The sequence below is a fragment of the Jatrophihabitans fulvus genome (assembly GCF_054781375.1).
The window spans coordinates 540,979-566,296 of the sequence record NZ_BAAGUN010000001.1; the positions used below are offsets into that span (position 1 = coordinate 540,979).

The 25,318-nt window shown below is 70.8% G+C and carries 23 protein-coding genes; 9 read left to right on the forward strand and 14 right to left on the reverse strand.

Annotated elements, in window-relative coordinates:
• Positions 1-19 precede the first annotated feature (19 nt).
• Positions 20-370: a putative quinol monooxygenase gene (locus ACYVP9_RS02655; RefSeq protein WP_460603139.1), complete on the forward strand. Its 351-nt coding sequence runs from the start codon at positions 20-22 to the stop codon at positions 368-370.
• A gap of 91 nt (positions 371-461) precedes the next feature.
• Positions 462-1,244, forward strand: a complete 783-nt coding sequence (locus ACYVP9_RS02660; RefSeq protein WP_460603140.1) for a GntR family transcriptional regulator — start codon at positions 462-464, stop codon at positions 1,242-1,244.
• Here the strand turns inward: ACYVP9_RS02660 and ACYVP9_RS02665 are convergent.
• On the reverse strand, positions 1,229-1,591 hold the full coding sequence (locus ACYVP9_RS02665) for a VOC family protein (protein WP_460603141.1): 363 nt from the start codon (positions 1,589-1,591) through the stop codon (positions 1,229-1,231). The two genes, ACYVP9_RS02660 and ACYVP9_RS02665, sit on opposite strands and share 16 nt — an antisense overlap.
• A gap of 162 nt (positions 1,592-1,753) precedes the next feature.
• Between ACYVP9_RS02665 and ACYVP9_RS02670 the strand changes: the two genes are divergently transcribed.
• Together ACYVP9_RS02670 and ACYVP9_RS02675 are read left to right on the forward strand one after the other, a co-directional pair.
• Positions 1,754-2,944, forward strand: coding sequence for an LLM class flavin-dependent oxidoreductase (locus tag ACYVP9_RS02670; protein WP_460603142.1), 1,191 nt, complete (start codon positions 1,754-1,756; stop codon positions 2,942-2,944).
• Between the two features lie 28 nt (positions 2,945-2,972).
• Positions 2,973-3,503: a flavin reductase family protein gene (locus tag ACYVP9_RS02675; protein ID WP_460603143.1), complete on the forward strand. Its 531-nt coding sequence runs from the start codon at positions 2,973-2,975 to the stop codon at positions 3,501-3,503.
• A gap of 78 nt (positions 3,504-3,581) precedes the next feature.
• Here the strand turns inward: ACYVP9_RS02675 and ACYVP9_RS02680 are convergent, their stop codons facing one another.
• The 9 genes from ACYVP9_RS02680 to ACYVP9_RS02720 form a co-directional block, all read right to left on the reverse strand.
• Entirely contained in the window at positions 3,582-4,409 is an 828-nt protein-coding gene (locus ACYVP9_RS02680) for a mycofactocin-coupled SDR family oxidoreductase (protein ID WP_460603144.1), read from the reverse strand.
• Positions 4,410-4,487: 78 nt separating this feature from the next.
• A complete protein-coding gene (locus ACYVP9_RS02685; RefSeq protein ID WP_460603145.1) occupies positions 4,488-5,321 on the reverse strand; it encodes a mycofactocin-coupled SDR family oxidoreductase in 834 nt (277 codons plus the stop codon).
• Positions 5,318-6,469 (reverse strand): ABC transporter permease, encoded by a 1,152-nt coding sequence (locus ACYVP9_RS02690; protein WP_460603146.1) that lies wholly within the window; start codon positions 6,467-6,469, stop codon positions 5,318-5,320. Before ACYVP9_RS02690 ends, ACYVP9_RS02685 begins: the two co-directional genes overlap by 4 nt.
• A gap of 1 nt (position 6,470) precedes the next feature.
• A complete protein-coding gene (locus tag ACYVP9_RS02695; RefSeq protein ID WP_460603147.1) occupies positions 6,471-8,051 on the reverse strand; it encodes a sugar ABC transporter ATP-binding protein in 1,581 nt (526 codons plus the stop codon).
• On the reverse strand, positions 8,048-9,208 hold the full coding sequence (locus ACYVP9_RS02700; RefSeq protein ID WP_460603148.1) for a sugar ABC transporter substrate-binding protein: 1,161 nt from the start codon (positions 9,206-9,208) through the stop codon (positions 8,048-8,050). The genes ACYVP9_RS02695 and ACYVP9_RS02700 overlap by 4 nt, the downstream gene beginning before the upstream one ends.
• 71 nt (positions 9,209-9,279) lie before the next feature.
• Positions 9,280-10,140, reverse strand: a complete 861-nt coding sequence (locus tag ACYVP9_RS02705) for an LLM class F420-dependent oxidoreductase (protein WP_460604274.1) — start codon at positions 10,138-10,140, stop codon at positions 9,280-9,282.
• A gap of 173 nt (positions 10,141-10,313) precedes the next feature.
• Positions 10,314-10,526: a hypothetical protein gene (locus ACYVP9_RS02710; RefSeq protein ID WP_460603149.1), complete on the reverse strand. Its 213-nt coding sequence runs from the start codon at positions 10,524-10,526 to the stop codon at positions 10,314-10,316.
• Positions 10,527-10,718: 192 nt separating this feature from the next.
• Positions 10,719-11,825, reverse strand: a complete 1,107-nt coding sequence (locus tag ACYVP9_RS02715) for a zinc-dependent alcohol dehydrogenase (RefSeq protein ID WP_460603150.1) — start codon at positions 11,823-11,825, stop codon at positions 10,719-10,721.
• 1,154 nt (positions 11,826-12,979) lie between these two features.
• Positions 12,980-14,362, reverse strand: a complete 1,383-nt coding sequence (locus ACYVP9_RS02720) for a flavin monoamine oxidase family protein (protein ID WP_460603151.1) — start codon at positions 14,360-14,362, stop codon at positions 12,980-12,982.
• Positions 14,363-14,551: 189 nt separating this feature from the next.
• Between ACYVP9_RS02720 and ACYVP9_RS02725 the strand changes: the two genes are divergently transcribed.
• The 3 genes from ACYVP9_RS02725 to ACYVP9_RS02735 all read left to right on the forward strand — a co-directional run bounded on the left by ACYVP9_RS02725 (position 14,552) and on the right by ACYVP9_RS02735 (position 18,329).
• A complete protein-coding gene (locus ACYVP9_RS02725) occupies positions 14,552-16,264 on the forward strand; it encodes an MFS transporter (RefSeq protein WP_460603152.1) in 1,713 nt (570 codons plus the stop codon).
• A 95-nt stretch (positions 16,265-16,359) separates the two neighbouring features.
• On the forward strand, positions 16,360-17,577 hold the full coding sequence (locus tag ACYVP9_RS02730; protein ID WP_460603153.1) for an acetyl-CoA C-acetyltransferase: 1,218 nt from the start codon (positions 16,360-16,362) through the stop codon (positions 17,575-17,577).
• Positions 17,574-18,329, forward strand: coding sequence for an SDR family oxidoreductase (locus ACYVP9_RS02735; RefSeq protein WP_460603154.1), 756 nt, complete (start codon positions 17,574-17,576; stop codon positions 18,327-18,329). The genes ACYVP9_RS02730 and ACYVP9_RS02735 overlap by 4 nt, the downstream gene beginning before the upstream one ends.
• A gap of 11 nt (positions 18,330-18,340) precedes the next feature.
• Here the strand turns inward: ACYVP9_RS02735 and ACYVP9_RS02740 are convergent, their stop codons facing one another.
• Both ACYVP9_RS02740 and ACYVP9_RS02745 read right to left on the reverse strand, forming a co-directional pair.
• Positions 18,341-18,748, reverse strand: coding sequence for a RidA family protein (locus ACYVP9_RS02740; protein ID WP_460603155.1), 408 nt, complete (start codon positions 18,746-18,748; stop codon positions 18,341-18,343).
• A complete protein-coding gene (locus tag ACYVP9_RS02745) occupies positions 18,745-19,221 on the reverse strand; it encodes an acyl-CoA thioesterase (RefSeq protein ID WP_460603156.1) in 477 nt (158 codons plus the stop codon). Before ACYVP9_RS02745 ends, ACYVP9_RS02740 begins: the two co-directional genes overlap by 4 nt.
• Before the next feature lie 136 nt (positions 19,222-19,357).
• Between ACYVP9_RS02745 and ACYVP9_RS02750 the strand changes: the two genes are divergently transcribed.
• On the forward strand, positions 19,358-20,539 hold the full coding sequence (locus tag ACYVP9_RS02750) for an acyl-CoA dehydrogenase family protein (RefSeq protein ID WP_460603157.1): 1,182 nt from the start codon (positions 19,358-19,360) through the stop codon (positions 20,537-20,539).
• Positions 20,536-21,609: an acyl-CoA dehydrogenase family protein gene (locus ACYVP9_RS02755; protein ID WP_460603158.1), complete on the forward strand. Its 1,074-nt coding sequence runs from the start codon at positions 20,536-20,538 to the stop codon at positions 21,607-21,609. Before ACYVP9_RS02750 ends, ACYVP9_RS02755 begins: the two co-directional genes overlap by 4 nt.
• Positions 21,610-21,675: 66 nt before the next feature.
• Here the strand turns inward: ACYVP9_RS02755 and ACYVP9_RS02760 are convergent, their stop codons facing one another.
• The gene (locus tag ACYVP9_RS02760; RefSeq protein WP_460603159.1) at positions 21,676-22,872 is read right to left on the reverse strand and encodes a saccharopine dehydrogenase family protein; all 1,197 of its coding nucleotides are present in this window, start codon (positions 22,870-22,872) and stop codon (positions 21,676-21,678) included.
• A 51-nt stretch (positions 22,873-22,923) separates the two neighbouring features.
• Positions 22,924-25,284, reverse strand: coding sequence for an ATP-binding protein (locus ACYVP9_RS02765; protein WP_460603160.1), 2,361 nt, complete (start codon positions 25,282-25,284; stop codon positions 22,924-22,926).
• Positions 25,285-25,318: the final 34 nt, after the last annotated feature.

A 25,318-nucleotide genomic window follows, 5' to 3' on the forward strand; every position in this document is an offset into this window, starting at 1 on the left:
CCGAACGCGAGGAGAACCCGTGGCCGCGGTCAGGCTGGTCGTCAACCTGCACACCCACCCGGGCAAGGCCGAGGAGTACGCGCAGGCGTGGCAGGCGCACGCCGACGAGGTGGAGGAGGAGCCGGGCTGCCTGCAGTACGAGCTGTTCCGCAGCGCCCGCCACCCCGACAACCTCGCCATGCTCGAACTGTGGGCCGACCGTGACGCCTTCGACGCCCACTGGGCGCTGGAACTGACGCGGCCGATGGTGCGCCCGGAGCTTATCGCCAGTGCCGAGGGTCGCGAGCTCGGGCGCGACGGCCTCGAGATCTACTGGGAGCAGAGCGAGCAGCGCTGGTCGTCGCGACGCGGCGAATGGGTCGCGCGATGACGGTGCAAGGAAGTGGGCGCGACTCGGGCCGCTATCCGCGATGCCCGGTTAGGGTGGTTTGCAGAACGGACGATCCGAGGGAGGGACCCGGGTGAGCAGCTCCACGCAGGACGCACTGCTCACCGTCGTGCCCCGGAGCCATGCGCCGTCCGAGGGCGCGAACCCCGACTCCATCACCGACGCGCTGTACCACACGCTGCGGACGGCGATCCTCGAGTGCGAACTCGCGCCCGGCTCGGTGGTCTCCCAGGTGAGGCTCGCCAAGCAGTTCGGGGTGAGTCGAACCCCGCTGCGGGAGGTGCTCCGGCTGCTCGAGAAGGAGCGCCTGGTCCAGTCCGAGCACAACCGGCGGGTGCGGATCAGTGGCCTGTCCGTGACCGACCTCGAGGAGGTCTACGCGGCGCGCATCGCGCTCGAGCCGCTCGCCGCGCGGGTCGGGGTGGCCACGTGGACCACGCAGATGACCGACCGACTCGCGGCGCACATGGACGAGATGCGGATGCATGCCGCCGCCGACGACTACGTCGAATGGCAGGTGTCGCACCGGCAGTTCCACACGCTGCTCACCTCGGGATCGCAAGGACGTCTGAGCCAGGTGCTGGCCGACCTCACCGACCATGCCGACCGGTACCGGCGGATGTACGCGACGCTCGCCCCGGTGGCCTGGCAGGCGGCGCTGCGACCGCACGAGGAGATCCTCGACTGCGTCGTGCAGCGGGCTCCCGACCGTCTGGCCAGCGCGCTGGCCCGGCACATCGCCCGCGCCGGCCTCACCACCATCGCGGCCGCGGACCCGGGCCACGACGCGAAGCTGGTGCGTGAGGCCCTGGCCCTCGCCGTGCACGCGCCGAGTCGCGCTCAGGCCGGTCCGTAGACGACGAAGGCGTTGCCGTCGAGGTCGCGCAGTACCGCCCGCGTCTCGTGGGGCCCGGTCTCGGCCGCGCGGGCCACGGTGGCGCCCGCGTCCGTCGCGCGCGCGACGGCGGCGGCCACCGAGTCGACCTTGAAACACGCGGCGGCGACGTCTCCGGCTACCTGCTCCGGCGGACCGGCGAGCGCGAGCGGCGACCCGCCGTCCCCCCGCAGCGAGGCGTACCGGTCGCCGTCGACGAAGGCGACGTCGAGGCCGAGCGCGGCGCGGTAGAGCGTCACGGCACGGTCCACGTCGGCGACGGGGTACATCACGCTGCCGATGCGTGCCGTCGCGTCCTGATTCGTCATGGCCGACCTCCTCGATGGTCCGCACGTCGCGTCCTCGGACGCACGGTGCCAGCCCGCGGCGCGTCCGTCCCCACCGGACGTCTCGCCTGGTGAGGCGGCGCCGTTGTGCCGGTCGTCACCACGTGAGTACATGACTCCACCGGCCGACGATTGGAGCCTTTGGTGAGCGCAACCCTGGACTTCGGGATCTTCCACCCGCCCTACCACCCGCTGGGGCAGAACCCGACCCTCGACCTGCACCGGGACCTCAAGCTCATCGAGCACCTGGACGAGTGCGGCTACGCCGAGGCGTGGGTCGGCGAGCACCACTCGGGCGGCTGGGAGACGATCTCCTCGCCGGAGGTGTTCATGGCCGCCGCCGCCCAGCGGACGAAGAACATCCGCCTCGGGGCGGGCGTGGTCACCGTCCCCTACCACCACCCGTTCCACGTGGCCGAGCGGATGCAACTGCTCGACCACCTGACCCGCGGACGCGTGATGCTGGGTGTCGGCGCCGGTGCGCTCGCCTCGGACGCGCACATGATCGGGCTCGACCCGATGAACAGCCGCGGCAACCTGGAGGCCGGCCTCGAGGCGATCGTGTCGCTGCTGCGGGAGCGCGCGCCGTTGTCGCGCAAGGCCGACTGGTTCGAGCTCAACGACGCCCAGCTGCATTTGCCTGCGTACACCCGTCCGCACCTCGAGGTCGCCGTGGCCTCCACGGTCTCGCCTACCGGCGCCAAGCTGTCGGGCCGCTACAACACCAGCCTGCTGTCGCTGGGCTTGTGGAGCCCGGCCGGTGCCGACGCCGTGCGCAACGCGTGGCAGATCCGCACCACCGAGGCGGAGGAGTCGGGCGCGGAGATCAACCGCAGGACGTGGCGCATCGTCGGTATCGCCTTCGTCGCGCGCACCGACCGCGAGGCGCGCGAGCAGTGCCGCCAGAACCTGGGCGGCGTCTTCGACTACCTGTCGAAGTCCTCGCCGTTCCCGCCGGTGCAGGCCACCGACCCCGACGACATCATCGACGAGCTGAATGAGGGCGGCATCGCCATGATCGGCACGCCGGAGCGCGCGATCGACCGTCTCGGCGCGCTGTACGAGGACAGCGGCGGCTTCGGCACGTTCCTGATCCTCGGTGGCGACTGGGCCGGCGCCGAGGACATGCGCCGCATGTACGAGACCTTTGCCGAGCGGGTGTTCCCGACGTTCCAGGACTCCATCGCGCCGCTGCAGCAGTCCTACGACTGGGTCACCTCGCCCAGCGGGTCCGACTCGGGCAACAGCTGGGTGAAGGACGCGATCGCGCCGGCCATCGAGAAGGCGACCGCCGACTACGCGGCCGAACGTGACGCTAAGGCAGCCGGTCGCTGAGCCGGTCGGCGAGAAGGGGACGGTCGGAATGACCGACACGACGACGCGCACCGCAGACCGGCTCGCGGCTGTGGGCGACCAGGCCCACCTGCGCTCGGCCTTCGCGCGCTTCCCCTCCGGGGTGCTGGCCGTGTGTGCGCTCGACGGCACGACGCCGGTCGGCATGGCCGCCAGCTCGTTCGTCCCCGTGTCGCTGGAGCCGCCGCTCGTCTCGTTCTGTGCGGCGCTCACGTCGCGGACCTGGACGACGCTGCGGACGTTGCCGCGGCTCGGCCTCAGCGTCCTTGCGGACAGTCACGAAGCGGCGTCCCGTGCGCTCTCGCGGCGGGAGGGGGACCGGTTCGGCGAGCTCACCTGGTCGGCCGACGACGGTGCCGTCTTCATCGACTCGGCGGCCTTGTGGCTCGACTGCAGCCTCGAGGAGGAAATGCCTGCGGGCGATCACGTCATCGCCGTCATGCGGGTCCACCGCCTCGCCTTCGACCCGCAGGTCGACCCGCTCGTGTTCCACGGCAGCCGCTACCGCCGGCTCTGGGACGGTGACCCCGCGCTGGGCTGAACCGTCGCGCGCAACGAGGACGACCCCGGACATCGCCGATGTCCGGGGTCGTCCTTCGTCGTGGAGGGTTGGGGGTGCTCAGCGCTTGGCGAGGAATCCCCCGTCGACGGGCAGGGCGACGCCGGTGACGTAGCGGGCTTGGTCGCTGACCAGCCACAGGACGGCGTCGGTGATGTCGGACGCCTGCAGGATCGGCACCGGCATCGCGTTGGGTCCACCGCCGTTGCCGTCGCCGCTGAGTGACGGGTTCGACGCCACGAAGTCCCGCACCGCGGGATTGTCGACCATGCCGGTCAGCACACCGGTCGGGTGGACGGTGTTCACGCGGATCGAGTGCGGCGCGAGGTAGTTCGCGTACGAGCGCATCAGTCCGACGACGCCGTGCTTGGACGCGACGTAGCCGAGCCCGCCGCGGCTGAGCCCGCAACTGCCGGACAGCCCCGCCGTCGAGCTGGTGAGCACGATGGAGCCGCCGCGGCCGTGCTCGAGCATCGCGGGCAGGGCCGCCTCCACCGTGTGGAACGTCCCGCTGAGGTTGACGTCGACGACGTCACGCCAGGCGTTCGGTGCCTCGGTGCGCGCCATCGGCGCGACGCCGGCGTTCGCGACGACGATGTCGGGACCACCCAACTCGGCGATGCCGTCGCCGATCGCGGCGCGCAGCCGGTCCTCGTCGCGGATGTCGGCCTGGCGCGCGACCACGCGTCGGCCCAGGCCCTTGATCTCACGAGCGAGATCGTCGAGCTCCGCCGAGGTCCCCAGCGGGTAGGGGATGGACTCGATGTCGGCGCAGATGTCGATCGCGATGATGTCGGCGCCCTCCGCGGCCATGCGCAGCGCGTGGCTGCGGCCCTGACCGCGGGCGGCTCCGGTGACCAGTGCGACCTTGTCGTCGAGCAGTGCCATGTCTGTCCTCGTCTCTCCTTCGGGTCGGCTCCGACCGGCACGGCGCCGATGCGGAGGTCGTGCTCGGCGGTGGTGCTGTCAGCCGACCAACATGCCTGCGTCCACGGGCAACGCCACGCCCGTGATGTAGCGCGCCTCGTCCGAGGCGAGGAAGGCCACCGCGTTCGCGATGTCCTCAACCTCGACCCACGGCACGGGGAGCAGGTGCATCGAGGTCAGGACGGCGGCGAAGTCGTCCACGGTGGGGTTCTCGACGTGAGGAGCGAACTTCTTGTAGAGGGCGTCGTTGTGCACCATCGGTGTGCTCACGGTGGTGGGCAGGACGGCGTTGACGCGGATGCTGCGCGAGCCCAGCTCGTGCGCGAGCGAGCGCATCAGACCGAGCACGCCCGACTTGGCCGCCGAGTAGTGCCCGATGCCGGGGAAGCCCTTGGCGCCTGCGCCCGAACTGGTCAGCACCACCGACCCGCCCCGTCCGCCGGCCTCGATGTGCGGCACGCAGACCTTGCAGGTCTTCCAGACGCCGCCCAGGTCGATGTCGACGGTCTCGTCCCACTGCTGCTCGGACATCTGCTCCAGCGGGACGGCGTTGCTCACCCCGGCGTTGGCCACGACGATGTCGAGCCGCCCGAGTTGCCGTACACCGTCGTCGACGGCCTGCTGCAGAGCGGCGAGATCGCGGACGTCGGCGAGGTAGGTGAGCGCGCGGCGGTCGAGGTCCTCGACGAGCCGGACCGTCTCGTCCAGATCCTCGGACGTGGCGCCCGCGTAGGCCATCGTGGCGATGTCGGCGCAGTTGTCGATCGCGATGATGTCGACACCCTCGGACGCCAGGCGGACGGCGTGAGCGCGTCCCTGGCCGCGGGCGGCGCCGGTGATCACGGCGACCCGGTCGTCGAGGCCGCGTGTCATCGGCCGTCTCCTCCCGGCACGCTCGTGGCGGGCGTCGTCGGTCCGTCGATATCGGTCGCGTCATCGGTGGACTTCCGGGGCGAGCGCATCCGCAGCAGGCGCCGGACGGCACTGGCGCGCCCGGCCGGGCGCGCGAAGCGGGCCAGGCCGACGGCCACCAGCAGGGCCAAGCCGTTGAACAGGTCGGGGATCCAGGTGGGCGCTCCGCCGAGCTGCAGGCCCTTGATGCCCACCGCGAGGACGTACACCGCGGCGAGCGTGCCCGCGACGTTGAACCGGCCGCCGCGGAACTGGGTGGAGCCGAGGAAGACGGCGGAGAAGGCGGGCAGCAGGAAGGACGGACCGACGGTCGGGTCGCCGGTGTTGATGCGCGCGGTCAGCAGCACGCCGGCGCCGGCGGCGATGGCGCCACAGGCCGCGAGCGAGCACAGGACGATGGCGGGCGTGCGCACACCGGCGAGGCGGGCGGCATCCGGGTTCCCGCCTGTGGCGTAGATGCGCCGGCCGAGCGGGGTGCGTTCGAGGACGTACCAGATGATCAGCCCGAGCACGATCATGATGTAGACCGGCAGGGTCACACCGAAGATCTGCTGGGTGGCGATGGTCTGGAAACCCGACGGCAGGTTGATGATCTGCTCGCCGCCCGAGATCCAGGTGATGCCGGCCGCGAGCACCGAGCTGATGCCCAGGGTGGCGATGAACGAGTCGATGCCGACCTTGATGACGAGCAATCCGCTGACGAGCCCGATCACGCCGCCGGCGGCGATCGCGAGCACGATGGCGGCCGGGACGGGGATGCCTTTCTCGGCGAGCAGCCAGGCGACGAAGATGGCGCCCAGGCCCACCTCGGCGCCCACGGCCAGGTCGAAGACCCCTGCAGCCAGGGGGAGCAGCAGACCGATGGCGACGATGGCGTTGATCGACTGGCTGTCGAGCAGGGTGCGCCACACCGACACGGTCAGGAAGGTGTCCGGGATCCACAGCGAGTAGATCAGGAACAGCACGGCGAAGATGTAGATCGCGCTCATGTTCCGGAACGAGAACATCTCGGCCGTCCGGCGGCGTCGGACGTTCAAGGCCGGGGCTCCGGACGGGTCGGCGGGTTCGGCCGCGGTGGTACCGGCGGGCTCGGTCGCGGTGACGGACACGTCATGACTCCTTGTGCAGGGCGGGTGAGGCACCGGCGGCGCTGAAGGCGCTGCCGAGTTCTTCGTGGATGAGCGCTTCCTCGGTGAGCGCCGGGCCGCAGAGCTCGGCGGCGACGACGCCGTCGCGGAGCACGATCACGCGGTCACAGATGCGGGCAAGCTCGCGCGAGTCGGACGAACACACGAGCACCGCGGTCCCGGTGTCGGCGGCCCGGGCGATGACCTCGTAGATGCCCGCCTTCGCACCGACGTCGACGCCCTGCGTGGGTTCGTCGAGCAGCAGCACGCTCGGCTTGTTGCGCAGCCACTTGGCGAGCACCACCTTCTGCTGGTTGCCGCCGCTGAACAGCGACAGGGGCTGCTCGGGAAGAGGCGGGCGGACGTCGAGCCCGCTCATCAAGGTGTCGACCTCGCGACCTTCGGCACCTCGGTCGAGCCGGCCGAAGCGACGGGTGAATGGCGCCATCCGCGGCAGCGTCAGGTTCTCCCGGGCGTTCATCGTGAGCACCGCGCCCTGGCGCGGCCGTTCGGCGGGCACCAGCGCGAGACCGTGCGCGATCGACCACCGTGGGGTGGGTGTGGTGGTGACGACCCCGGAGACCGAGACCTCCCCGGCCGCGAGCGGTGAGGCTCCGAACAGCGCTGGCGCCACGTCCTCGCGTCCGGAGCCGTGGACCCCACCGATGCCGACGATCTCGCCCTGGCGCAGGTCCAGGTCGAAGCCGCCGAGCGTGGCCGTGTGCAGTCCGCGTACCCGCAGCGCCGGCGCGGTCGTCGTCGCGGCCGGCGCCGGCCTGTCGGCCAGGCTCTGAGCAGCGTCCGCCCGGCCGGCGATCAGTCGCACCAGGGCCTCGTGGTCGAGCTGCGCGCACGGTTGCTCGGCCACCACGCGACCGTCGCGCAGTACCACGACCCGCTCGGCCAGTTCGAAGATCTCGTCGAGGCGGTGCGAGATGAAGATGACCCCGGCGCCCCGGTCGGCGACGCGGCGGACCGCCGCGAACAACCGGTCGGCCTCCTTGCCGTGCAGCGACGCCGTCGGCTCGTCCAGGACGAGCACGTTCTGGTCGTGGGTCCACTGCGAGAGTGCCCGGGCGATCGCCACAATCGCGCGCTCGGTGGCCGGCAGTTGCCCCACCGGCACCGTCACGTCGCACTCGACACCGAAGCGCCGCAGGGTCGCCTCGGCCTCGTCCCGTTCCCGGCGGCCCCGGTTCGGGCGCAGCGCGCGGCGACCGAGGGGTCCGGACAGGTCCAGGTTCTCGACGGCCGTCAGCATGTCGACGAGGCCGAGATCCTGGTGGATGAAGTGCAGTTCGGTCGCGCCCTGCCGCGCCCCGGCGGCGGGGCCTGATTCGGCCCCGCCGCCGGCCTGCGTGGCCAGGCGGATCTGCGCGCCGTCGTCCGGTTGGTAGACGCCGGCGAGCACCTTGACGAGGGTCGACTTGCCCGAGCCGTTCTGTCCGGCCACCGCGACGACCTCGCCGGCGGAAACCGAGAGCGAGACGTCGTCGAGTGCCTTCGTCCGGGCGAAGGTCTTGCTCACGTGCTCGACCTCGAGCAGCGTCGACCCTCTCGTCACGTCTGGCCCCAGAGCTTCTTGAAGCGGTCCTGGTAGTCGGGGTAGCTGATCCAACCCTTGTTCGGGTCGAACGTGATGTCGTCCTTGGTGAGGATCTGTGTCGGGCCGAGGCCCTTCGCCTGCGGACCCGAGAGCGCCTGACCCGTCGACTCGCGGGCGAACTGGTCGATCGCGGTCCAGGAGACGGTGGCGAGGTCGGTGCCGACGCCGGCGTCCTGCTGGCCGTCCTTGATCGCCTGCAGCTCACCCGGGGTCGGGCCGCTGCCGATGGTCTTGATCGAAATGCCCGCGGTTCTGAGGGCGGCGGGCAGGCCCGACTCGATCTCGTCGGACGCGAAGAGCGCGAAGTCGGTGTCCGGGTGTGCCTGCAGATCGGCGACGATCGTCTGCGACGCGTTCGCGAGTTGCCCGATGTTGATGTCGACGACCCGCAGCTCGCACGCCGAGCAGAGCCGGCTCAACTCGTCCTTCGCCGCCTTCACCATCGGGGCGAGGAAGGTCAGTTCCGGGATGGTGTACATCGCGACGGAGCGCGCCTTGCCGTCGGTGCGCACGAGTGACCAGGCGGCCATCAGGCGGCCGACGAGAATCTGCTGCTCCGGACCGAACTGCACCGTCTTGAAGCCGAACTTGTCGCCGTTCGCGAGTCCGACGCCGATGACCGTCGTGCCGGCGCTGCGCAGCTGCTGCAGCTGGCTCTTGAAGAAGACAGGGTCGACGCCGATGTCGATGACGCCCGCGGGCTTCTGCGCGACGACGCTGTCCATGGCGGTGTTGACGCTCTGGGCGGTGACGCCCGTGGTGACCTGACTGATCTCGAGGCCGAGCGCTGTCGCCGCGGGCTTCAGCAGGGCGTAGAAGAGGTTGCCGCTGGGGGTGCCGGTGTTCAGGTAGACGATCTTGGCGCCCGCCTTCGGCCGCGTCTTCAGCGGTTCGGTGACGGGGAAGGCGCTCGCCTTGCCGACGTAGTCGGCGACAACGGCCTTGGCCGCCGCCAGGTCGACGCCCTTGCTGCTGCCGCTCCCGCCTCCGGAGCCGCCACCGGATCCGCCGCCCGATCCCGATCCGGAACTGCTGCAGGCGGCGAGGGACATCAGGGCGGCGGCGACGGCGGCCGTGGCGCCGAGCGCGCGTCGTCGCGCGGTACGGATGGGCATTACGGGTTCCTCCTACGTCGGTGTGGAAGTGCGTGTACTTCGTGGGCGCGGTCCTCCGCGACCGGGGTTGATCACTCGTCGTCGGCAGCCGCAGCGGCGACCTCCCGCAGGGCCTGACGGGTGAGGTCCGGGGGACCCGACGGCAGCACGTACACGACGCGGTCGGCGCTCATCTCGCGGTAGCGGTCGGTCCAGTCGAGGCGTCCGAGGTAGACGGTCACGTGCACGTGGTCGCGGCCGACGGCGCGGCCGCGCTCGCGCAGCTCGGCGATGCGGTCGCCGAGGTTGTGGATGTCGTCATGGCCCCCCGATTCGAGGTGACCGGGCATCCAGCCGTCGCCGTAGTCGAGGACGCGGTCGAACACCTTCTCGCCGTGGCCGCCCAGCAGGATCGGTGGCCCCGGCTTCTGTACCGGCTTAGGCCAGGAGAAGATCGGGTCGAAGTCGACCCGCGCGCCGTGGAACTCGGCCTGCTCGTCCGACCAGATCGTCTTGATGGCGTGGACCCGCTCGCGCATCAGCGAGAACCGGGTGCGGGGGTCGGTGCCGTGATGCCGCATCTCCTCCTCGTTCCACGGGGCGCCGCCCCCGACGCCGAACACGAGCCGCCCGCCGCTGAGATGATCGATCGATGCGAGTTCCTTGGCGAGCTGGATGGGGTCGCGCTGCACGACGAGGCACACGCCGGTGCCGAGCCGCAGCGTCGAGGTCACGGCACCCATCGCCGCCAACGTGATCAGCTGATCGAGATTGCGGTAGTACTCGCGCGGCATGTCACCAGGAGAGTCCGGGAAGATGCCGCGAGGGCCGCCGTAGTCGGCGCTGCGCCGCACCGGAACGTGCGAGTGATCCGGGAGGAAGACCGATTCGATGCCGAGGGCCTCGGCCTCGCGTGCCAGTTCGAGCGGGTTCAGACCCTCGTCGGTATTCATCGTGAGCACGCCGAACTTCATGGGAGCCCTCTCGCCGGGTTGTTACATGGGTCACGGCCGGTGGAGCACTGATGGTCAGTGCGGGGATCCGCGCGAACAACGTGCTGGTGCCATCAGGTGAGACGTCCGGGCGGGGTGGGGTCCTATGGCGGGATCGATGGGTGCCGTTGCCGTCAGGAGTCGCACGAGAGCAGCACGCGTGCTTCGAAGTACCGACCGACGGGACGCAGGTCGACGAGAACGCCGCTCAGCGTCCGTGCCCGGTCGTCGCCGGCGGTGATGGTCAGCTCGCCGGTCTGGCGGAGGTACGCGAGCGCGAGATGGTCACGATGGATGAGGAAGTTGCACGTGCGCCACCGCGGCGTCACTCCGGCCCGGAGGCGCACCGTGGCACCTGCGTGCGCGCCGAGCCCGTGCGCGACCAGACGGACGTCGACGCCTGGCTCACGGGCTGCAGGTGAGTTGGACTCTCCAACCATGGAGCACGGTCCTTCGTCCGGAGTTGGACGCAGCGTGGGTGCGTCGACCGCGAGGGACAACCAGGACGTGTCACCAGGTGAGACCCGCGCCGTCTTGTGTCAGCGGACATTCGCCGATCGAGGCGCCCGTCGGGGGTCGACGGCGACGTGCAGCCCTCGGACGGACGGCCCGCCGCGTCGGCTGAGCACGTCGTCCAGGTCGTCGAGGGCGACGGTCTCGCCGACGAGCGGGACGAACGAGTCACCGCGTGTTTCGAGCAGGCCGACCGCTGCGCGTACGGATTGCCATGAGTGCCCGGGCGCACCGACGAGGGTGAGGGCGCGGAAGACGAACGCGTCCGACTTGAAGGCGTTCTCGCTGGCCCATCCGTTGGTGCCGGCCACGACGATCCGACCCCCGACCCGCACCCAGCGCGTGGCCGCGCGGAGGACGTCGTCCGCTCCGTGCGTCGCCACCACCACCAGGTCGGCGCCGTCGCGGCCAAACGACGTGCGGCAGGCCGCGGTCACGTCGTCGGGCGACACGACGCAGGTGGCGCCCAGTTCTGCGGCGACGGCGAGCCGGTCCGCATCGCCCTCCCGGCCCACGGTGACGACCCGGACACCGGGTACCTGCGTGGCCACGGCGGTGACCGCCAGCCCCTGCGGGCCGGGTCCGACGACGACCACGGTGTCTCCCGGTTCGAGGCGTCCCAGGGCGAACAGCCACTCGACCGCGTTGGCGAGCGGCATGAACAGACTCGCCAGGTCGGCGGGAACGGACTCGGCGATCGGCACGAGCTGGGTGCGTGGATCGAGCACGACGGCGTCGGCGAAACCTCCCCACAGCCCGCTGCCGATCGCGACGTCGATGTTGCCGTAGCGCGCACCCGCCGTGCCGAAGAACCCGTTGCAGAGTTCCTGGTGTCCGCCGGCGCACAGCGGGCACCGGCCGCACGGCAGGACCTCGTTCACTACGACCCGCTGTCCGACCTCGACGCCGAGCCGTTGCGTAGCTGCCGACCCGAGCGCCGAGATGCGCCCGACGATCTCGTGGCCCAGGACCACCGGTGACGAGGGCGGGCGGTCGTACGTCTCGAAGTCCGAACCGCAGACCCCGCAGACCTCGACGTCCACCAGACCCTCGTCGGGACCGAGGTCGGGTTCGGCGAACGACCGGGCGACGATCCGGCGGGACCCCTCGAGCACGGCGGCGCGCAGCGTCACCTCAGCGGGGTACGGGTGGTGGACGGACGTCGCCGTTGCCTCGCGTTCATGGCGCCAGGATGCGCGCGATTGACCCGGTCGCTCCACCGTGCCGTCCCATAGCGCAGGACTCGGGTGGGATCCGCTGCCTCACCAGCGACGTGGCTGTCCTCGACGACGAAGAGCGCTCCATGGCCCCGGACAACATCCCCGCCGATGCCAACTCGGCCTAGCTTGAGCCCGACGACGCCGGACGCCTGTGCACCCTGAGCGAGCAACTTTCACCTGGCCGCGGGAGAACCATTTGCGCCGATCGGCGGCAACGGACGAGGTCTCGCGGCTGCCGCGCAATCGATCGTCGGCGGCGTCGCCCGGATCTCGGCACGTACGCACCTCGAGCGGTGATCGAGATGGTCGCGCGCGGGCGCTCATCGGCAGGGTCGTTGGGGGTCGAGCGACGCCGCTGGGGCAATGCATGACCTCGGTTTAGCGGACAAGGTTCGAAACATGAGTGGTCGGCGATGGCTGGGGAGCGCCTCAACCGGCGAGCACCGCGACCGGAGTCCCCGGCTGTCACACCTTTGTGCGACGGCTGCATTCGCAGCTCCGGACCGCGCGCGTCGGCGCAGAGCAGGACGGCCCTTCATATCAAGGGTTGTGGGGCGGGCGGGGCTCGAACCCGCGACCCAGGGATTATGAGGTCTAACGGCCTCACCCTTGTGCGTATCCCCGTGATCCCAGGGGTTCCGGGCCAGGGCGCTCACCCTTACTCGTCGAATTCCGGGTGTAACTCACCCGGTCCTGCAGCTCTCGAAATGGAGCGTAACGCGGCGAGGCGCAGTCAGGTTCATATCGGGGGCCCGGGTCGTGCAGTGACTCTCACCGAACCGGTGGCCGTTCACGCGGAGCTCCCGCTGCCATGAGGCCCGTACTGCTTGGCATGTACACGTCCGATGGCGCCGCCGATCCGACCCGGCGAGGCTTTGGGGCTGGTCGTGTCCGGTTCGCACGGGCAGGCATCGTCGTCCGCCGGCGAGGAGATCGTCCGCCGTCCTCCCCGGGCATTGCACGCGAAGCTGCGCACAGAGCCTGGTCCGCAGTCGGTCCACAACGGTTAGTCGGCGAGGGCACGTCGTGGGCTTGCCAGGGAGTGGTCATCGACCACCCGCGGGAGGTCAGGCGTCAGCGGGCTGTCCAGCGGGATCGAGACTGTCAAGCACCTTGCGCGCTGCGCGCTGGCCTGATGACGCCGCGGCTGACAAGGAGGGGTCGCCGAGGTAGTCGCCCGCGAACCAGATGGGTCCGAGCCGTCGGCGCAGCGTGTGCTGGCTGTCGTGCCGGCGGCCCGGCTTCCAGTAGGCGACGACCCGGGGCTGACGTTTGACGACCACCCGCTCGATGTGACCGTGCAGCTCCGGGAACATCTGAAGCAGGTCCGTCCGGAACGCAGACGCGATCTCGGCGTCGGACAACCGGTCCAGCTCGTCCGCCCGCGAACCGCCGGCCAGGCACACGAGCGCCCCGCCGGGTCGGCGCGGGCCGTCGCCGCGTTGTGAGGCGGAGTGGTTGAAGACCATCTGGAACGACAGCTCCGGCGTGGAGATGCCGTAGTGGTCGTCCCACCGCTGAACCCCCTGCTCGTCGGTGAAGACGCCCGCCAGGACGTAACGGCCGTAGTCGATGTCGGCCAGCGCGTCGTCGACGTCGTCCGGCAGGTCGGGCATGAGCGTCCGCGCGACGTCCGCCGGTACCGCCACCACGGCGCGGCGGGCGACCACGGTCACCGGACCGCCGGCGTCCACGCAGGACACCCGGACCTCGTCGTCCCCCCACGAGATCGCCCGCACCGTCGCGCCGAGGTGGAGCCGCTCGCCGAGGTCGGCTGCGAGGGCGTCGGTGAACGCCTGGTTCCCGCCGACGGGCAGCGCGAAGTTGGGCACGTTCGCGGCCTTCTCCAGGGCGGTACCGATCGACTCGGCGAGCTGGGTCGCGGCCGTCTCGTGCGGGTCGCAGCCGATCCACTGGCCTGACCAGGTCGTGATCATGCTGCGCAGTTCCGTCGTCCGCACGCCCCGCAACGTCACGTCACCCGATCGGGAGTCGAACGTGTCGCGGTACTTCCGTGCCCGTGCCGGGTTGCGGTCGTGGACGAGCCGCCAGTTCTGGTATTTGATGCGCAACCCCACTGCCGCCAGTTCGACCCGGGCCCGCGGTGAGAGGCGTGACCGGAGCAGGAGGTGCACGGGACGGTCCGTGGGGACCATGCGACCGCGGAAATAGAGCGCTGCCCTGCTGCCGGCGAGCGAGCCGCGTTCGATGCCGTAGCGGTCCATGACGTCGAAGAGCGCTCCCGTGCCCTCGGTGAACTGGGCGCCGAGATTGAGCCAGTGCTCGCCGTGCTGCACGGACTCGACCCGGCCGCCCGGGCGGGCCGATGCCTCGAGTACCAGCACGTCGGTGGACGGGGCCAGCGTGACGCCGGCGACGAGCCCGGCCACGCCGGCGCCGATCACCACGACGTCGCACCGGTGTTCGCGGGCTGTTGCTGCGTCGGTCATCGCACGAGGGTCCGTCGGGATCGAGTCCGCGGCGGCGCACGCGTCGGCTTCGACGCCCGACCGGGGGATCGCTCCTGTCTCGCGGACATCCCCCGCCCGGCTACCTTTCGGAGCGATCCTGTGAGCACTGTGTGGCCCAGGTCGCATCCTCTCGCCCGTCAGCATTCGCTCTCACACGTCGGGATGGACATGACAGACACGCAACGCCCCGCGAGCACGGCGGCGGCACCGCCGTCCGTCGGCCGGGCGCCGAACCGGGCGGCTCTCATCGGTATCGCCGGCGTCCTGGCCACCGTCACGAACGCGGTGGCGTTCATGCTGCCCCCGCTGCTGCCGGTGCTGACGACCAGCTACGCCGACAACTCGGTCACGGCCGCCACCTGGATCTTCACCGCGCTCACGCTCGGCAGCGGAGCCGGCTTCGTCCTGATCCCGCGGATGACGGACGTGTTCAGCGACCGGCGCATCTCACTGGTGTCCGGTGCCTTCCTGGCCGGCGGCGCCCTCATCGCGGCGGTGATCGACAACTACGTGGCGTTGGTGATCGGGTCCGCGTTGATGGGCTTCGGCGGGGCGGCCCAACTCGTCCCGCTGAGCTTCCTGCGCAAGCACCTGACCCACAACGCGGTGTCGACCGCGGTGCTCGTGCTGATCATGGCGACGGGCACCGGCGTCGTACTCGGGCAGGTCGGCGGCGGTGCCTCGGTCAAGCTCTGGCCGATCTCGCACTCGCTGAACGCCGACGCGAGCATCCCGCACCTGTCGATCGCACCGTTCTTCTACATCCTCGCCGGTCTGTTCGTGCTGACGACCATCGGTCTGCTGGTCATCGTCCCGAACTCACCACCCGAGTCCCGCGGCCGCATCGGCGTCCTGAACACGCTGTGGCTCATCGGCTGGGTGACGGTCGTCCTGCTGGCCTTCAGCGCCCCCACCGACAGCACCATCGGGCAGAACGCGGGCGCGCTCCTCGCCCTCGGCGTCGTTCTGGCCGCCGGGTGGGTGTGGGCCGAGCGGCGATCCAGCACTCCGGTCTTCGACATGGCCGTGCTGCGCAAGCCGTTCGTCACGACGGCGTGCCTGTCGGCGGGCCTGTTCGGCTGCGTCGACGCGGCGTTCCTCGTCCTCGTGAACTACTACATGCAGACACCGAATTTCGCCGGCATGCAGACCCCGCTGGGCGACGCCAAGTACCAGAACGCCGCCGGGCAGATCGTCGGCTGGCCGGCGAACTACGAGGTCTACGGCCTCGGTTACGACCCGCTCAGGACCAGCCTCGTCCTGCTCCCGTTCGCGCTGACGATGTTCCTGAGCGGAAAGCTGTCCGAGAAGTTCGTCGCTCGCGGGCGTCCCGACGTCGTCCTGTTCTTCGGCGCGATCGTCTGCGTCGCGGGGCTGCTGTTCCTCGCCTTCGCCCACGACGAGGCGTGGCAGTACGCCGTCGGCTCCGGGATCATCGGCCTCGGCAGCCGCGCCGGCTACAGCGGAGCCTTCGCGGTGCCGCAGCTCGTCGTCCCGGAGAGCCGCGCCGGCATGGCGGCGGGCATGCCCGGCACGCTGCTGGCGATCGGGTTCGCGGTCGGAGCCGCCGTCATCACCGCGCTGCAGAACGGCTCCGGTTTCACCTACCACTCGGCCGATGTCGCGCAGCTGACCGCGCTCGGTGAGAAGGCGCAGTCCGGCAACCCACAGGCGGTCGAGGCGTTCACCGGCGCGGTGCGAGGAATCGACCTGCGTACGTCCGACTACCTGCTCGACGGGACGCACTTCCCGACGGCCGACGTCTACACGCACGGCTACCTGTGGACGCTGATCTTCCCGGTGCTCGTCGTCGTGGCCACGCTGGTGTCCCGGTTCCGGCATCGGCAGGGCTTCGCCGCGCTGGTCGGCGCCGAGAACTAGTCCACCCCCGTCCCGCGGGCCCGCTCCCACGAGCGGGCCCGCGTCGTGCCGCGCTGTGCGGCACCCGCACACACCCCGACGTGATGGAGATCGACATGCCCGACGCCGTGATCGTGTCCGCCCGCCGCTCGCCCATCGGACGGGCGGGCAAAGGTTCGCTCAAGGACCTCCGACCGGACGACCTGGCGGTCCAGATGGTCCGTACGGCTCTCGCCGACGTCCCCGCGCTGGACCCGAACGACATCGACGACCTGCTGCTCGGATGCGGCCAACCTGCCGGGGAGTCCGGCAACAACCTCGGCCGCGCGGTCGCCGTCTTCGCCGGCCTCGACACAGTGCCCGGCGTGACGGTCAACAGGTACTGCTCCTCGAGTCTGCAGACCACCCGCATGGCGCACCACGCGATCCGCGCCGGCGAAGGTGACGTGTTCGTCTCCGCCGGTGTCGAGAGCATCAGTCGAGCGAACGTCGGGGGATGGGCGGACACCGTCAACACCCGCAACCCGTTGGCCGACGACGCCCAGGCCCGAACCCGGACGTTCGCCGAGGGCGGTCGGACCTGGGCCGACCCACGTGAGGCCGGCGCCCTTCCCGACGTCTACATCGCGATGGGCCAGACCGCCGAGAACGTCGCGCAGCTGCACGGGGTGTCCCGGACGGACCAGGACGCCTTCGCCGTCCGCAGCCAGAACCTCACGGAGCAGCGCATCGCGGAGGGATTCTGGAAGCGCGAGATCGCTCCGGTGGCGCTCGCGGACGGGTCGGTCGTCGAGACGGACGACGGGCCTCGTGCCGGCGTCAACTACGAGGCGGTAGCTCGGCTCGAACCGGTGTTCCGGCCGGACGGGACCGTCACGGCAGGAAACTGCTGCCCCCTCAACGACGGCGCCGCCGCGCTGGTCGTCATGTCGGATCGCAAAGCCGCGCAGCTCGGTCTGCAGCCGCTCGCGCGCGTCGTGAGCACCGGGGTGTCAGGACTGTCCCCGGAGATCATGGGTCTGGGGCCGGTGGAGGCGACGCGACGCGCCCTCGCCCTCGCCGGCCTCGCGGTGTCGGACATCGACCTGTTCGAGATCAACGAGGCCTTCGCCGCCCAGGTGATCGCGTCGCAGCGCGAGCTCGGGATCGACCCGGACCGCCTCAACGTCAACGGCGGTGCGATCGCGGTGGGCCACCCGTTCGGCATGACCGGTGCCCGCATCACGACCACACTTCTGAACTCGCTGCAGTGGCACGACAAGCAGTTCGGGGTCGAGACGATGTGCGTGGGTGGCGGGCAGGGGATGGCCATGGTTCTGGAACGTCTGTCGTGACCGCGGGTCTTGCCGGGCGGACGGCGCTGGTCACCGGTGCCAGCCGCGGGATCGGCTACGCCGTGGCCGAACGGCTGGTGGCCGACGGCGCGCGCGTCGTGCTGACCGGTCGCAACCGCGCTCCGCTCGAGGACGCCGTCGCCCGCCTGGGCGGGCCGGCGTGTGCGCTCGGCGTGCCGGGCAGGACGAACGACCTCACCCATCAGCAGGATGCTGTGGCACGGGCGCTCGAGACCTTCGGCAGCGTGGACTTCCTGGTCGTCAACGCGGCCATCAACCCCGTGTTCGGCCCGGTGATGGAGCTCGACCTGGACGTCGCCCGCAAGGTCGTCGACGCGAACTGCATCGCAGCCCTGTCCTGGGTGCAGCAGGCCCACCGCGGGTGGATGCAGCAGCACGGCGGGGCGATCGTCAACGTGTCGTCGCTGTCTGCCGTCAGAGCGGCTCCCGGCATCGGGCTCTACGGGGCCAGCAAAGCGATGCTCAACGCACTGACCGAACTGCTGGCGGTGGAACTCGGTCCCCGGGTCCGCGTGAACGGGGTCGCGCCGGCGGTCGTGAAGACGTCCTTCGCCGCGGCGCTGTACGAGGGGCGGGAGGACGAAGCCAGTGCTGCCTACCCGCTCCGGCGGCTCGGGGAGCCGCTCGACGTCGCGAACGTCGTCGCGTTCCTGCTGTCGGACGAGGCCGGTTGGATGACCGGCCACACCGTGGTCGTCGACGGCGGGGTGAGCCTCACCGCCGCCGGCTGACCGCTCCGTCGTCAGTCGAGGACGGCGGTGATGTCGATCTCGACGAAGTACTCGGGTTCGGACAACGCCGTCACGCCGATCAGGGTCATCGCGCTCGGCCGGGCTCCGAGCGTCTGCATCGCCTCGCCGTAACCCGCGTACACCTGTTCGAGCTTCGCAGGCGTCGGGTCGACGACGTAGATCATCAGTCGGACGACGTCCGACGGCGTTCCTCCCGCGGCGGTCACGGCGGCGTACCCGTTGAGGACGGCCTGCTTCATGAGCGCGGCGTAGTCGTCCCCGCCGGCGACCATCTTCTCGTCGAGGCCCATGCCCACCTGGCCGGAGGTGAAGACCATTCGGCTGCCCGTCGCCACCGTGGCCTGCGGGTAACCGTGGGTGGGCGGCATGGTGTCGGGCTTCAGCTTCTCGATCGTCATGTCCGTAAGCGTCGCTCGGGTGAGGGGGCCGAGCCGGGTGTCACGAACCGGGGGCACCCGACTGGGGGAGGCCAGACCTTCGCACCGGCGCCGTCACGGAATCGCTCCAACACGGCGCGCTCGGTGGGTTCGATCGGACGTGAACAGCGACGCTCCGTGTCCCACATGACGAGCAACGCCGTCGAGGTCGCTCGCACGACACCTCCGGCGGACAACTCCTCGCGCAGGTCGATGCTCGACGTGCCGATGTGTGCGATCCGCAGCGACACCGTGACGAGGCCGTCCATGCGTCGGACCTCGTTCAGGTATTCGATCTTCTGGGTGCGCAGGGCGTACGTCGGATAGCTCATGTCGAGCGCGTCCAGCATCCAGGCGGCGCGTGTCTCCTCGAACAGCGCGAGGTACGACGTCGCCGTGAGGTGCCCCAGTCCGTCGATGTCGACCAGGCGCAGCTGGTAGTCGCTCGACCACATGCCGCGACGGTAGGTGCCGCCCGGCTCCGCGAGCGGGAATGCCCGGCGTCACACCCGGTCGGGGGATCTTCGCGGCGACACACGTCGGCGCGGCGCACGCCGCTGTAGTCAGAGGGGCACAGCGTGGAGGAGAGCCATGGATGACAAGCGCCCCCTGCTCGGCGAGGTCGAGCGGTTCATCGCCGAGCACGACCCGGTCACGAGCGACCCGCTCGAGTTCCTGCGTGCCCGCTACGACGCCGGGCTCGCGTGGGTCTACTTCCCCGAGGGGCACGGCGGACTCGGCCTGCCTCGCGAGGCGCAACCGATGGTCGAGGCGGCCTTCGCGGCGGTAGGCGCACCGGACAACAACAGCAAGGCCAACGGCATCGGCCTCGGCATGGCGGCCCCGACGATCCTGGCGTTCGGGACGGAGGAGCAGAAGCGTCGGTTCCTGCGGCCGCTGTGGACGGGTGAGGACGTGTGGTGTCAGCTGTTCAGCGAACCCGGCGCCGGGTCCGACCTCGCCGCTCTCGCGACGAGAGCCGTGCGCGACGGTGACCGCTGGGTGGTCAACGGCCAGAAGGTGTGGACGTCCGGTGCGCATCTCGCGCGGTACGCCATCCTCGTCGCGCGCACCGATCCCGAAGTGCCCAAGCATCGCGGCATCACGTACTTCGTGTGCGACATGACCGATCCGGGCGTCGAGGTACGCCCGCTGCGTCAGATCACCGGCGAGGCCGAGTACAACGAGGTGTTCCTGTCCGACGTCGCCATTCCGGACGATCACCGGCTCGGCGCGGTGGGGCAGGGTTGGCGGGTCGCCACCGCGACTCTCGACAACGAGAGGGTCGCGATCGGCGGCCGCGCCGTGCCGCGCGAGGCGGGGATGATCGGCGTGGTCGCGCGGACGTGGCGTGAGCGCCCCGAGCTGCGGACCCCCGAACTGCGGGAGCGCCTGCTGCGGTTGTGGGTCGAGGCCGAGGCGATGCGGCTGGCCGGCGTGCGCCTGCGACAGAAACTGCGCCGCGGGGAGCCCGGCGCCGAGGGCGCGGCCATGAAGATCGTGTTCGCGCGCAACGCACAGCAGTTGTCGGGCCTCGAGCTCGAACTCCTCGGCGAAGCGGGCCTGCGGTACGACGACTGGACGTTCACCCGCCCGGAACACGTCGACTTCACCGGCCGCGAGGCCGGATTCAGGTACCTGCGGGCGAAGGGCAATTCCATCGAGGGCGGCACCTCCGAGATCCTGCGCAACATCGTCGCCGAGCGGGTCCTGGGCTTGCCCGCCGAGGCACGCGTCGACAAGGACGTGCCGTGGAAGGAGCTGATCAAGTGACCGAGACCGGTCTGCTCGACACCGACGTGGAAGCGGAGCTGCGCGGGTCCCTGCGTGACGCGTTGGCCCGTCGCTGCCGTCCGACGAATGTCGCCGGCGTCTACGACGGCGATCGCGGCAGCGTCGATCCGCTCTGGCGGCTCGTGGTCGACGATCTGGGTCTGGCGGCGTTGCTCGTCGCCGAGGAGTTCGGCGGGGTCGGTGCCTCTGCGCGTGAGGCGGCGGTCGTGGTCCACGAGCTGGGCCGCGCGATGGCGCCGGTGCCGTACCTGACGAGTGCCGTCATCGCGACGACGTTGCTCGGTCACTGCCCGGGGGACCTGCTCGTCGAGGTCGCCGCCGGACGACGGACGGTAGCCCTGGTCACGCCCTTCGCGTCGGCCCCGTGGGGCGACGTCCCGACCGTGGACGTCTCGGCCGGCCGGGTCACCGGACGCATTACCGGCGTGGCCGGAGCGATCGAGGCGGACGTGTTGCTCGTGCCGGCGGGGGACGGGGCGGTGTACGCGGTGGAGGCCGACAGGTGCGGCGTCCGGCCGGTCACATCCCTCGACATGACACGCCAGCTCGGCGACGTCACCTTCGACGGGTCGCCGGCCGAACTGTTGCTCGGGGACGCCGGCACAGCTGTGCACGAGGCGCTCGCGATCGGGTCCGCGCTGCTGGCATCGGAGCAGACCGGCGTCACGGACTGGTGCATCGGCGCGACGGTCGCCTACCTCAAGGAACGCCGTCAGTTCGGTCGTGTCGTCGGCGGCTTCCAGGCGCTCAAACACCGGCTGGCGGACCTGTCGGTGGACGCGGAGCTCGCCGGTGCCGCGGCCGCCCACGCGGCCGCCACGGTCGCGGTCCAGGATCCGGACAGTGAGATCGCGGGTGCGGTCGCCGCGGCGTTCACCGGTGACCTCGCCGTCCTGGCCGCCGAGGAGACCGTGCAACTGCACGGCGGCATCGGCATGGCGTGGGAACACCCGGCACACCTCTACCTCAAGCGGGCCAAGGCCGACCAGATCGCCCTCGGCACGCCCGGCGCCCACAGGGCCCGCCTCGGAGACCTCGTCGCGCTCTGACGGTCACCAGGCAGGAACGTCACGAAGCGGCGGCCGACCGCCGCTTCGTGATCGTGCGGGTCGTCGTCAGATGCGCTCGACGACGACCTCGTACACGGGCCGGCCGTCGGTCGGTGGCTCCTCGGCGTGACCAGAGAGGTCGTGGAAGAAGATCTTGGGGTCGATCGCGCCCTCGGGCCCGTGGACGCCGGGTGCGTCGACCTGGCCGCGCGCGACCATCAACGCAGCCACGGCCAACGGGATGCCGGTCATCTCGCCCATGTTCTTCTGCGGTTGCACCAGCGCCTGGGCACCGACGCGGACCCGGTGGCCGTCCTTCGTGCCCTCGGCGATCGCGAAGATGTTGGCGGGCAGCCGCGGCGGGTCACCCGCCTGCCTGCCGCTGAGGCCCGGTGCCCGCAACAGCTCGCGCCCCGCCTGGTCGACATCGATCTCTCCCGAGCGCACCCGCTGCGCGAGCGCGCCCACCGCGTCCATGAGCCCACGGCGCGCGCTCATCACGTTCAGCGACTCGCGCACTTCGGGCCGCACCCTGGGCAGCGTGAGCGGCTCGGGGTGGCCGCACAGCCAGACGGTGTCCGCTCCGTGGCCCGGGTAGGTCAGCTCCATCTCCTCCAGGCCGTAGCCGTCGACGAGTGCCCCGTCGCGCCAGAACTTGATGGCCTCGGTGCAGTTGTGCAACCAGTGCTCGATCGCCGCCGTCGGCTCGGGGTACTCCTGGCCGGGACGCGGCCTCGGGAAGTGCGCGGCCGACGCGCGCCAGGACGTGAGGATGCGGTCGACCGTGTCGCACTCGGCCATGGCGACGGCGGCGAGCAGGTTGCTCACGCCGGGGCTCGCGCCCATCCCGATGACAGCGGTGACGCCGGCGGCCCGTGCGGCGTCGTCGAGATCCAACATCTCGAGCGTGGGTTCCCAGTCGTCGCAGATGTCGAGATAGGTGGTGCGGGCAGCGATCGCCGCGCTCAGTACCTCGCGCCCGAACCGGTAGAAGGGTCCGGCGCAGTTGAGCACGAGGTCGACGTCGCCGAGAGCTGCGGCGAGCGCGTCGCCGTCGGCGATGTCGAACGACACCGGCGAGGCTTTGTCGCCGAGCTCCGCGACGAGCTCCTGCGCCTTGTCGGCGTCGCGGTCCGCGACCACGACATGGGCGATGTCGTCGGCCGCCACGAGGACGCGGCACGCATAGGCGCCCATCTCGCCGGCGCCGCCGGTGACGAGCACGCGAAGGCCGTGCGAGCTGGAAATCGGGGTGTCCGTCATGCCGGTCATCGTCGGGGTGCCCGAGCCGGCAAGGTCCGCTGCAGCGACCGATCACCCCCGGCCGGGGGAGTCGCTCGCGGCCGTCCCCGACTGCTGCAGCACCCAGCCCGCGATCTGCGTCCGCGTCGTGAAGTTGAGTTTGTTGAGCACGCTCTCGACGTGCCCCTCGGCCGTCCGTACCGAGATGACGAGGCGGGCGGCGATGTCGCGGTTCGAGAACCCGGCGGCCACCAGCTCGGCCACTTCCTGCTGGCGGCGGGTGAGGCCCGCGGACTTCGCGGCGCCGGTCTGTTCCTCTCCCTCGGCCCGGTCGCGACCGGGCCGGGCCGAGATCGCACGGTCGTGGCCGAGGGCGAACTCGACGCTCTCGTCCGTCGACAGGGCGTGACCGCGGGCGACGGCGGCGTCGAACGCCTCCTGTCCGACCGCTTCGCGAGCGATGGCTTCGAAGTCCTGGCGCGACGGCAGCACCTGGCGGGCTCCGGCCCCTTCCCAGAGCGCGTCGGCTCCGCCCATGAGCATGGCGGCGCGGATGTGGTCGCCCTTGGCGACGTCGGTCCACGCCAGGGTCTCGAGTGCGAACGCGAGCCCCAACGTGTCCCGCAGCGGGCGCTTGATGGCCAGCGATTCCCGCAGGTCGGCCTGGGCCTCGTCGAGCCGTCCGTCCAGCAGTCGCAGATAGCCGCGTCCCCACAGCGCGTACGACAGGTTCCAGCCGTCACCGTTGGTGGCGCACGTCGCGAAGACGTCGTCGAGCACGCGGCTGGCCCCGTCGTTGTCACCGTTGAGGATGTGGGCGGCGGCCAGCTCGATGCGGAGGCTGTCGGGGTACTGCGCCGGAACGTCGGTGTCGGCGTACTGCTCCAGGGCATCGTTGAGCAGCGGGATGGCGCGACCCGGACCCTCCACCACCCAGGCCGTCCCTCTGACGTGCATCGCATAGGCGAGCGTCGCCGGATCGTTGATCTGGGACGCGACCGAGTACGCCTCGTCCGGAGCCGTGGCGAGGACCTCCTCGTCGCCGTGGAATGCGGCGATGTAGGCGAAGGTGGCCAGCGCCCACGCCCGTTCCCGACTGGGGCTGTCGTCGAGCGCCAGGAAGCGGCGGAGCCACAGAGCGGCTTCGCCGAGGCTGCCGACGGTCGCCCAGAACCACGGGACGGCGGCGAGTCGCATGCCCGCCCTCGCTTCGTCCGGGTTCGCTTCGCAGAAGGCGAGAGCACGACGGAGGTTGGGCATCTCCAGCACGAGGCGGTCGGCCCAGCGTTGCTGACCTGGGCCCACCCATTCCGCTCCGGCTTCGTCCATGACCTCGAGACACCAGTCGCGGTGTCGCCGGTCGAACGACGCCTGTTCGCCCGCGGCGACCAGCCGCGCCGCACCGTAAGAGCGCAGCGTCTCGAGCATCCGGAAACGGATGACCGGGCCGTGGACCTCGCGGACGAGGATCGACTTGTCGACGAGGTGCGCCAGCGTGTCCAGGATCGCGCTCCGCGGCAGGGTGTCGTCGGAGCAGACGGCCTCCAGCGCATCCAGGGTGCACCCGCCTGCGAAGACCGAGGCCCGTGCCCAGAGGCGCTTCTCCGCGGCGGTGCACAGGTCGTGGCTCCAGTCGATGAGCGACTCGAGGGTGCGGTGTCGCTCGGGGTGGTCCCGGTTGCCGTCTCCCAGCATCGCGAGCTGGTCGTCCAAGCGGGCGACGAGCTCGTCGATGGTCAGTACCCGCAGCCGCACCGCCGCGAGCTCGATCGCCAGGGGGATGCCGTCCAGGCGCTGGCACAGGGCCACTGCCGATGCCTCGTGTTCGGGCTCGAGGACGAAACCGGGGACGACGGCCGCAGCGCGTTGGGCGAGCAGCGCCACGGAGGGGTACTGCAACGCGGTCCCGGGCCGCACGACGGTGCCGGGGTGGGGCGTGGGCAACGGGGCCACGGGGAACACGTACTCGCCCGACACGCGCAGCGCGTGGCGACTCGTCGCGAGGATGTGGACACCGGGCGCGGCGCGCAGCAGGCGTTCGGCGAAGGCCGCGACCGCCTCGGCGATCTGCTCGCAGTTGTCCAGCACGAGCAGAACACGTCGGTCGCGCAGGTAGTCGCACAGGATGTCCACGAGATCGCGGCTCGAAGACCGGCGCAGCGCGAGGGCGTCCGTGACGGCGTGCGGGAGGAGATCGGGGGTGTCGAGTGCTGCCAGGTCGACGACGCAGGCGCCGTCGGTGAAGTCCGAGGCCACGTCGCCCGCCACCCGGTAGGCGAGCCGCGTCTTGCCGACGCCACCGAAGCCGGTGAGCGTCACGAGGCGGGCACCGGCAACGAGGGACCGGACGGCCGCGACGTCGCTGCCGCGCCCGACGAAGCTCGTGAGGTCCGCCGGCACAGTGCTCGGCAGCCGTCCTGCGGGTGCGCCCATGGATCCCCTGTGCGTGGTGAACGAACCCCCGCAT

What these genes read in the sequence shown, in the direction of transcription:
- ACYVP9_RS02665 (WP_460603141.1), bottom strand. Translation starts at nt 1,591, where the DNA reads ATGACGAATCAGGACGCGACGGCACGCATCGGCAGCGTGATGTACCCC.
- ACYVP9_RS02675 (WP_460603143.1), top strand. Translation starts at nt 2,973, where the DNA reads ATGACCGACACGACGACGCGCACCGCAGACCGGCTCGCGGCTGTGGGC.
- ACYVP9_RS02680 (WP_460603144.1), bottom strand. Translation starts at nt 4,409, where the DNA reads ATGGCACTGCTCGACGACAAGGTCGCACTGGTCACCGGAGCCGCCCGC.
- ACYVP9_RS02685 (WP_460603145.1), bottom strand. Translation starts at nt 5,321, where the DNA reads ATGACACGCGGCCTCGACGACCGGGTCGCCGTGATCACCGGCGCCGCC.
- ACYVP9_RS02700 (WP_460603148.1), bottom strand. Translation starts at nt 9,208, where the DNA reads ATGCCCATCCGTACCGCGCGACGACGCGCGCTCGGCGCCACGGCCGCC.
- ACYVP9_RS02705 (WP_460604274.1), bottom strand. Translation starts at nt 10,140, where the DNA reads ATGAATACCGACGAGGGTCTGAACCCGCTCGAACTGGCACGCGAGGCC.
- ACYVP9_RS02720 (WP_460603151.1), bottom strand. Translation starts at nt 14,362, where the DNA reads ATGACCGACGCAGCAACAGCCCGCGAACACCGGTGCGACGTCGTGGTG.
- ACYVP9_RS02725 (WP_460603152.1), top strand. Translation starts at nt 14,552, where the DNA reads ATGACAGACACGCAACGCCCCGCGAGCACGGCGGCGGCACCGCCGTCC.
- ACYVP9_RS02730 (WP_460603153.1), top strand. Translation starts at nt 16,360, where the DNA reads ATGCCCGACGCCGTGATCGTGTCCGCCCGCCGCTCGCCCATCGGACGG.
- ACYVP9_RS02740 (WP_460603155.1), bottom strand. Translation starts at nt 18,748, where the DNA reads ATGACGATCGAGAAGCTGAAGCCCGACACCATGCCGCCCACCCACGGT.
- ACYVP9_RS02745 (WP_460603156.1), bottom strand. Translation starts at nt 19,221, where the DNA reads ATGTGGTCGAGCGACTACCAGCTGCGCCTGGTCGACATCGACGGACTG.
- ACYVP9_RS02750 (WP_460603157.1), top strand. Translation starts at nt 19,358, where the DNA reads ATGGATGACAAGCGCCCCCTGCTCGGCGAGGTCGAGCGGTTCATCGCC.
- ACYVP9_RS02760 (WP_460603159.1), bottom strand. Translation starts at nt 22,872, where the DNA reads ATGACGGACACCCCGATTTCCAGCTCGCACGGCCTTCGCGTGCTCGTC.
- ACYVP9_RS02765 (WP_460603160.1), bottom strand. Translation starts at nt 25,284, where the DNA reads ATGGGCGCACCCGCAGGACGGCTGCCGAGCACTGTGCCGGCGGACCTC.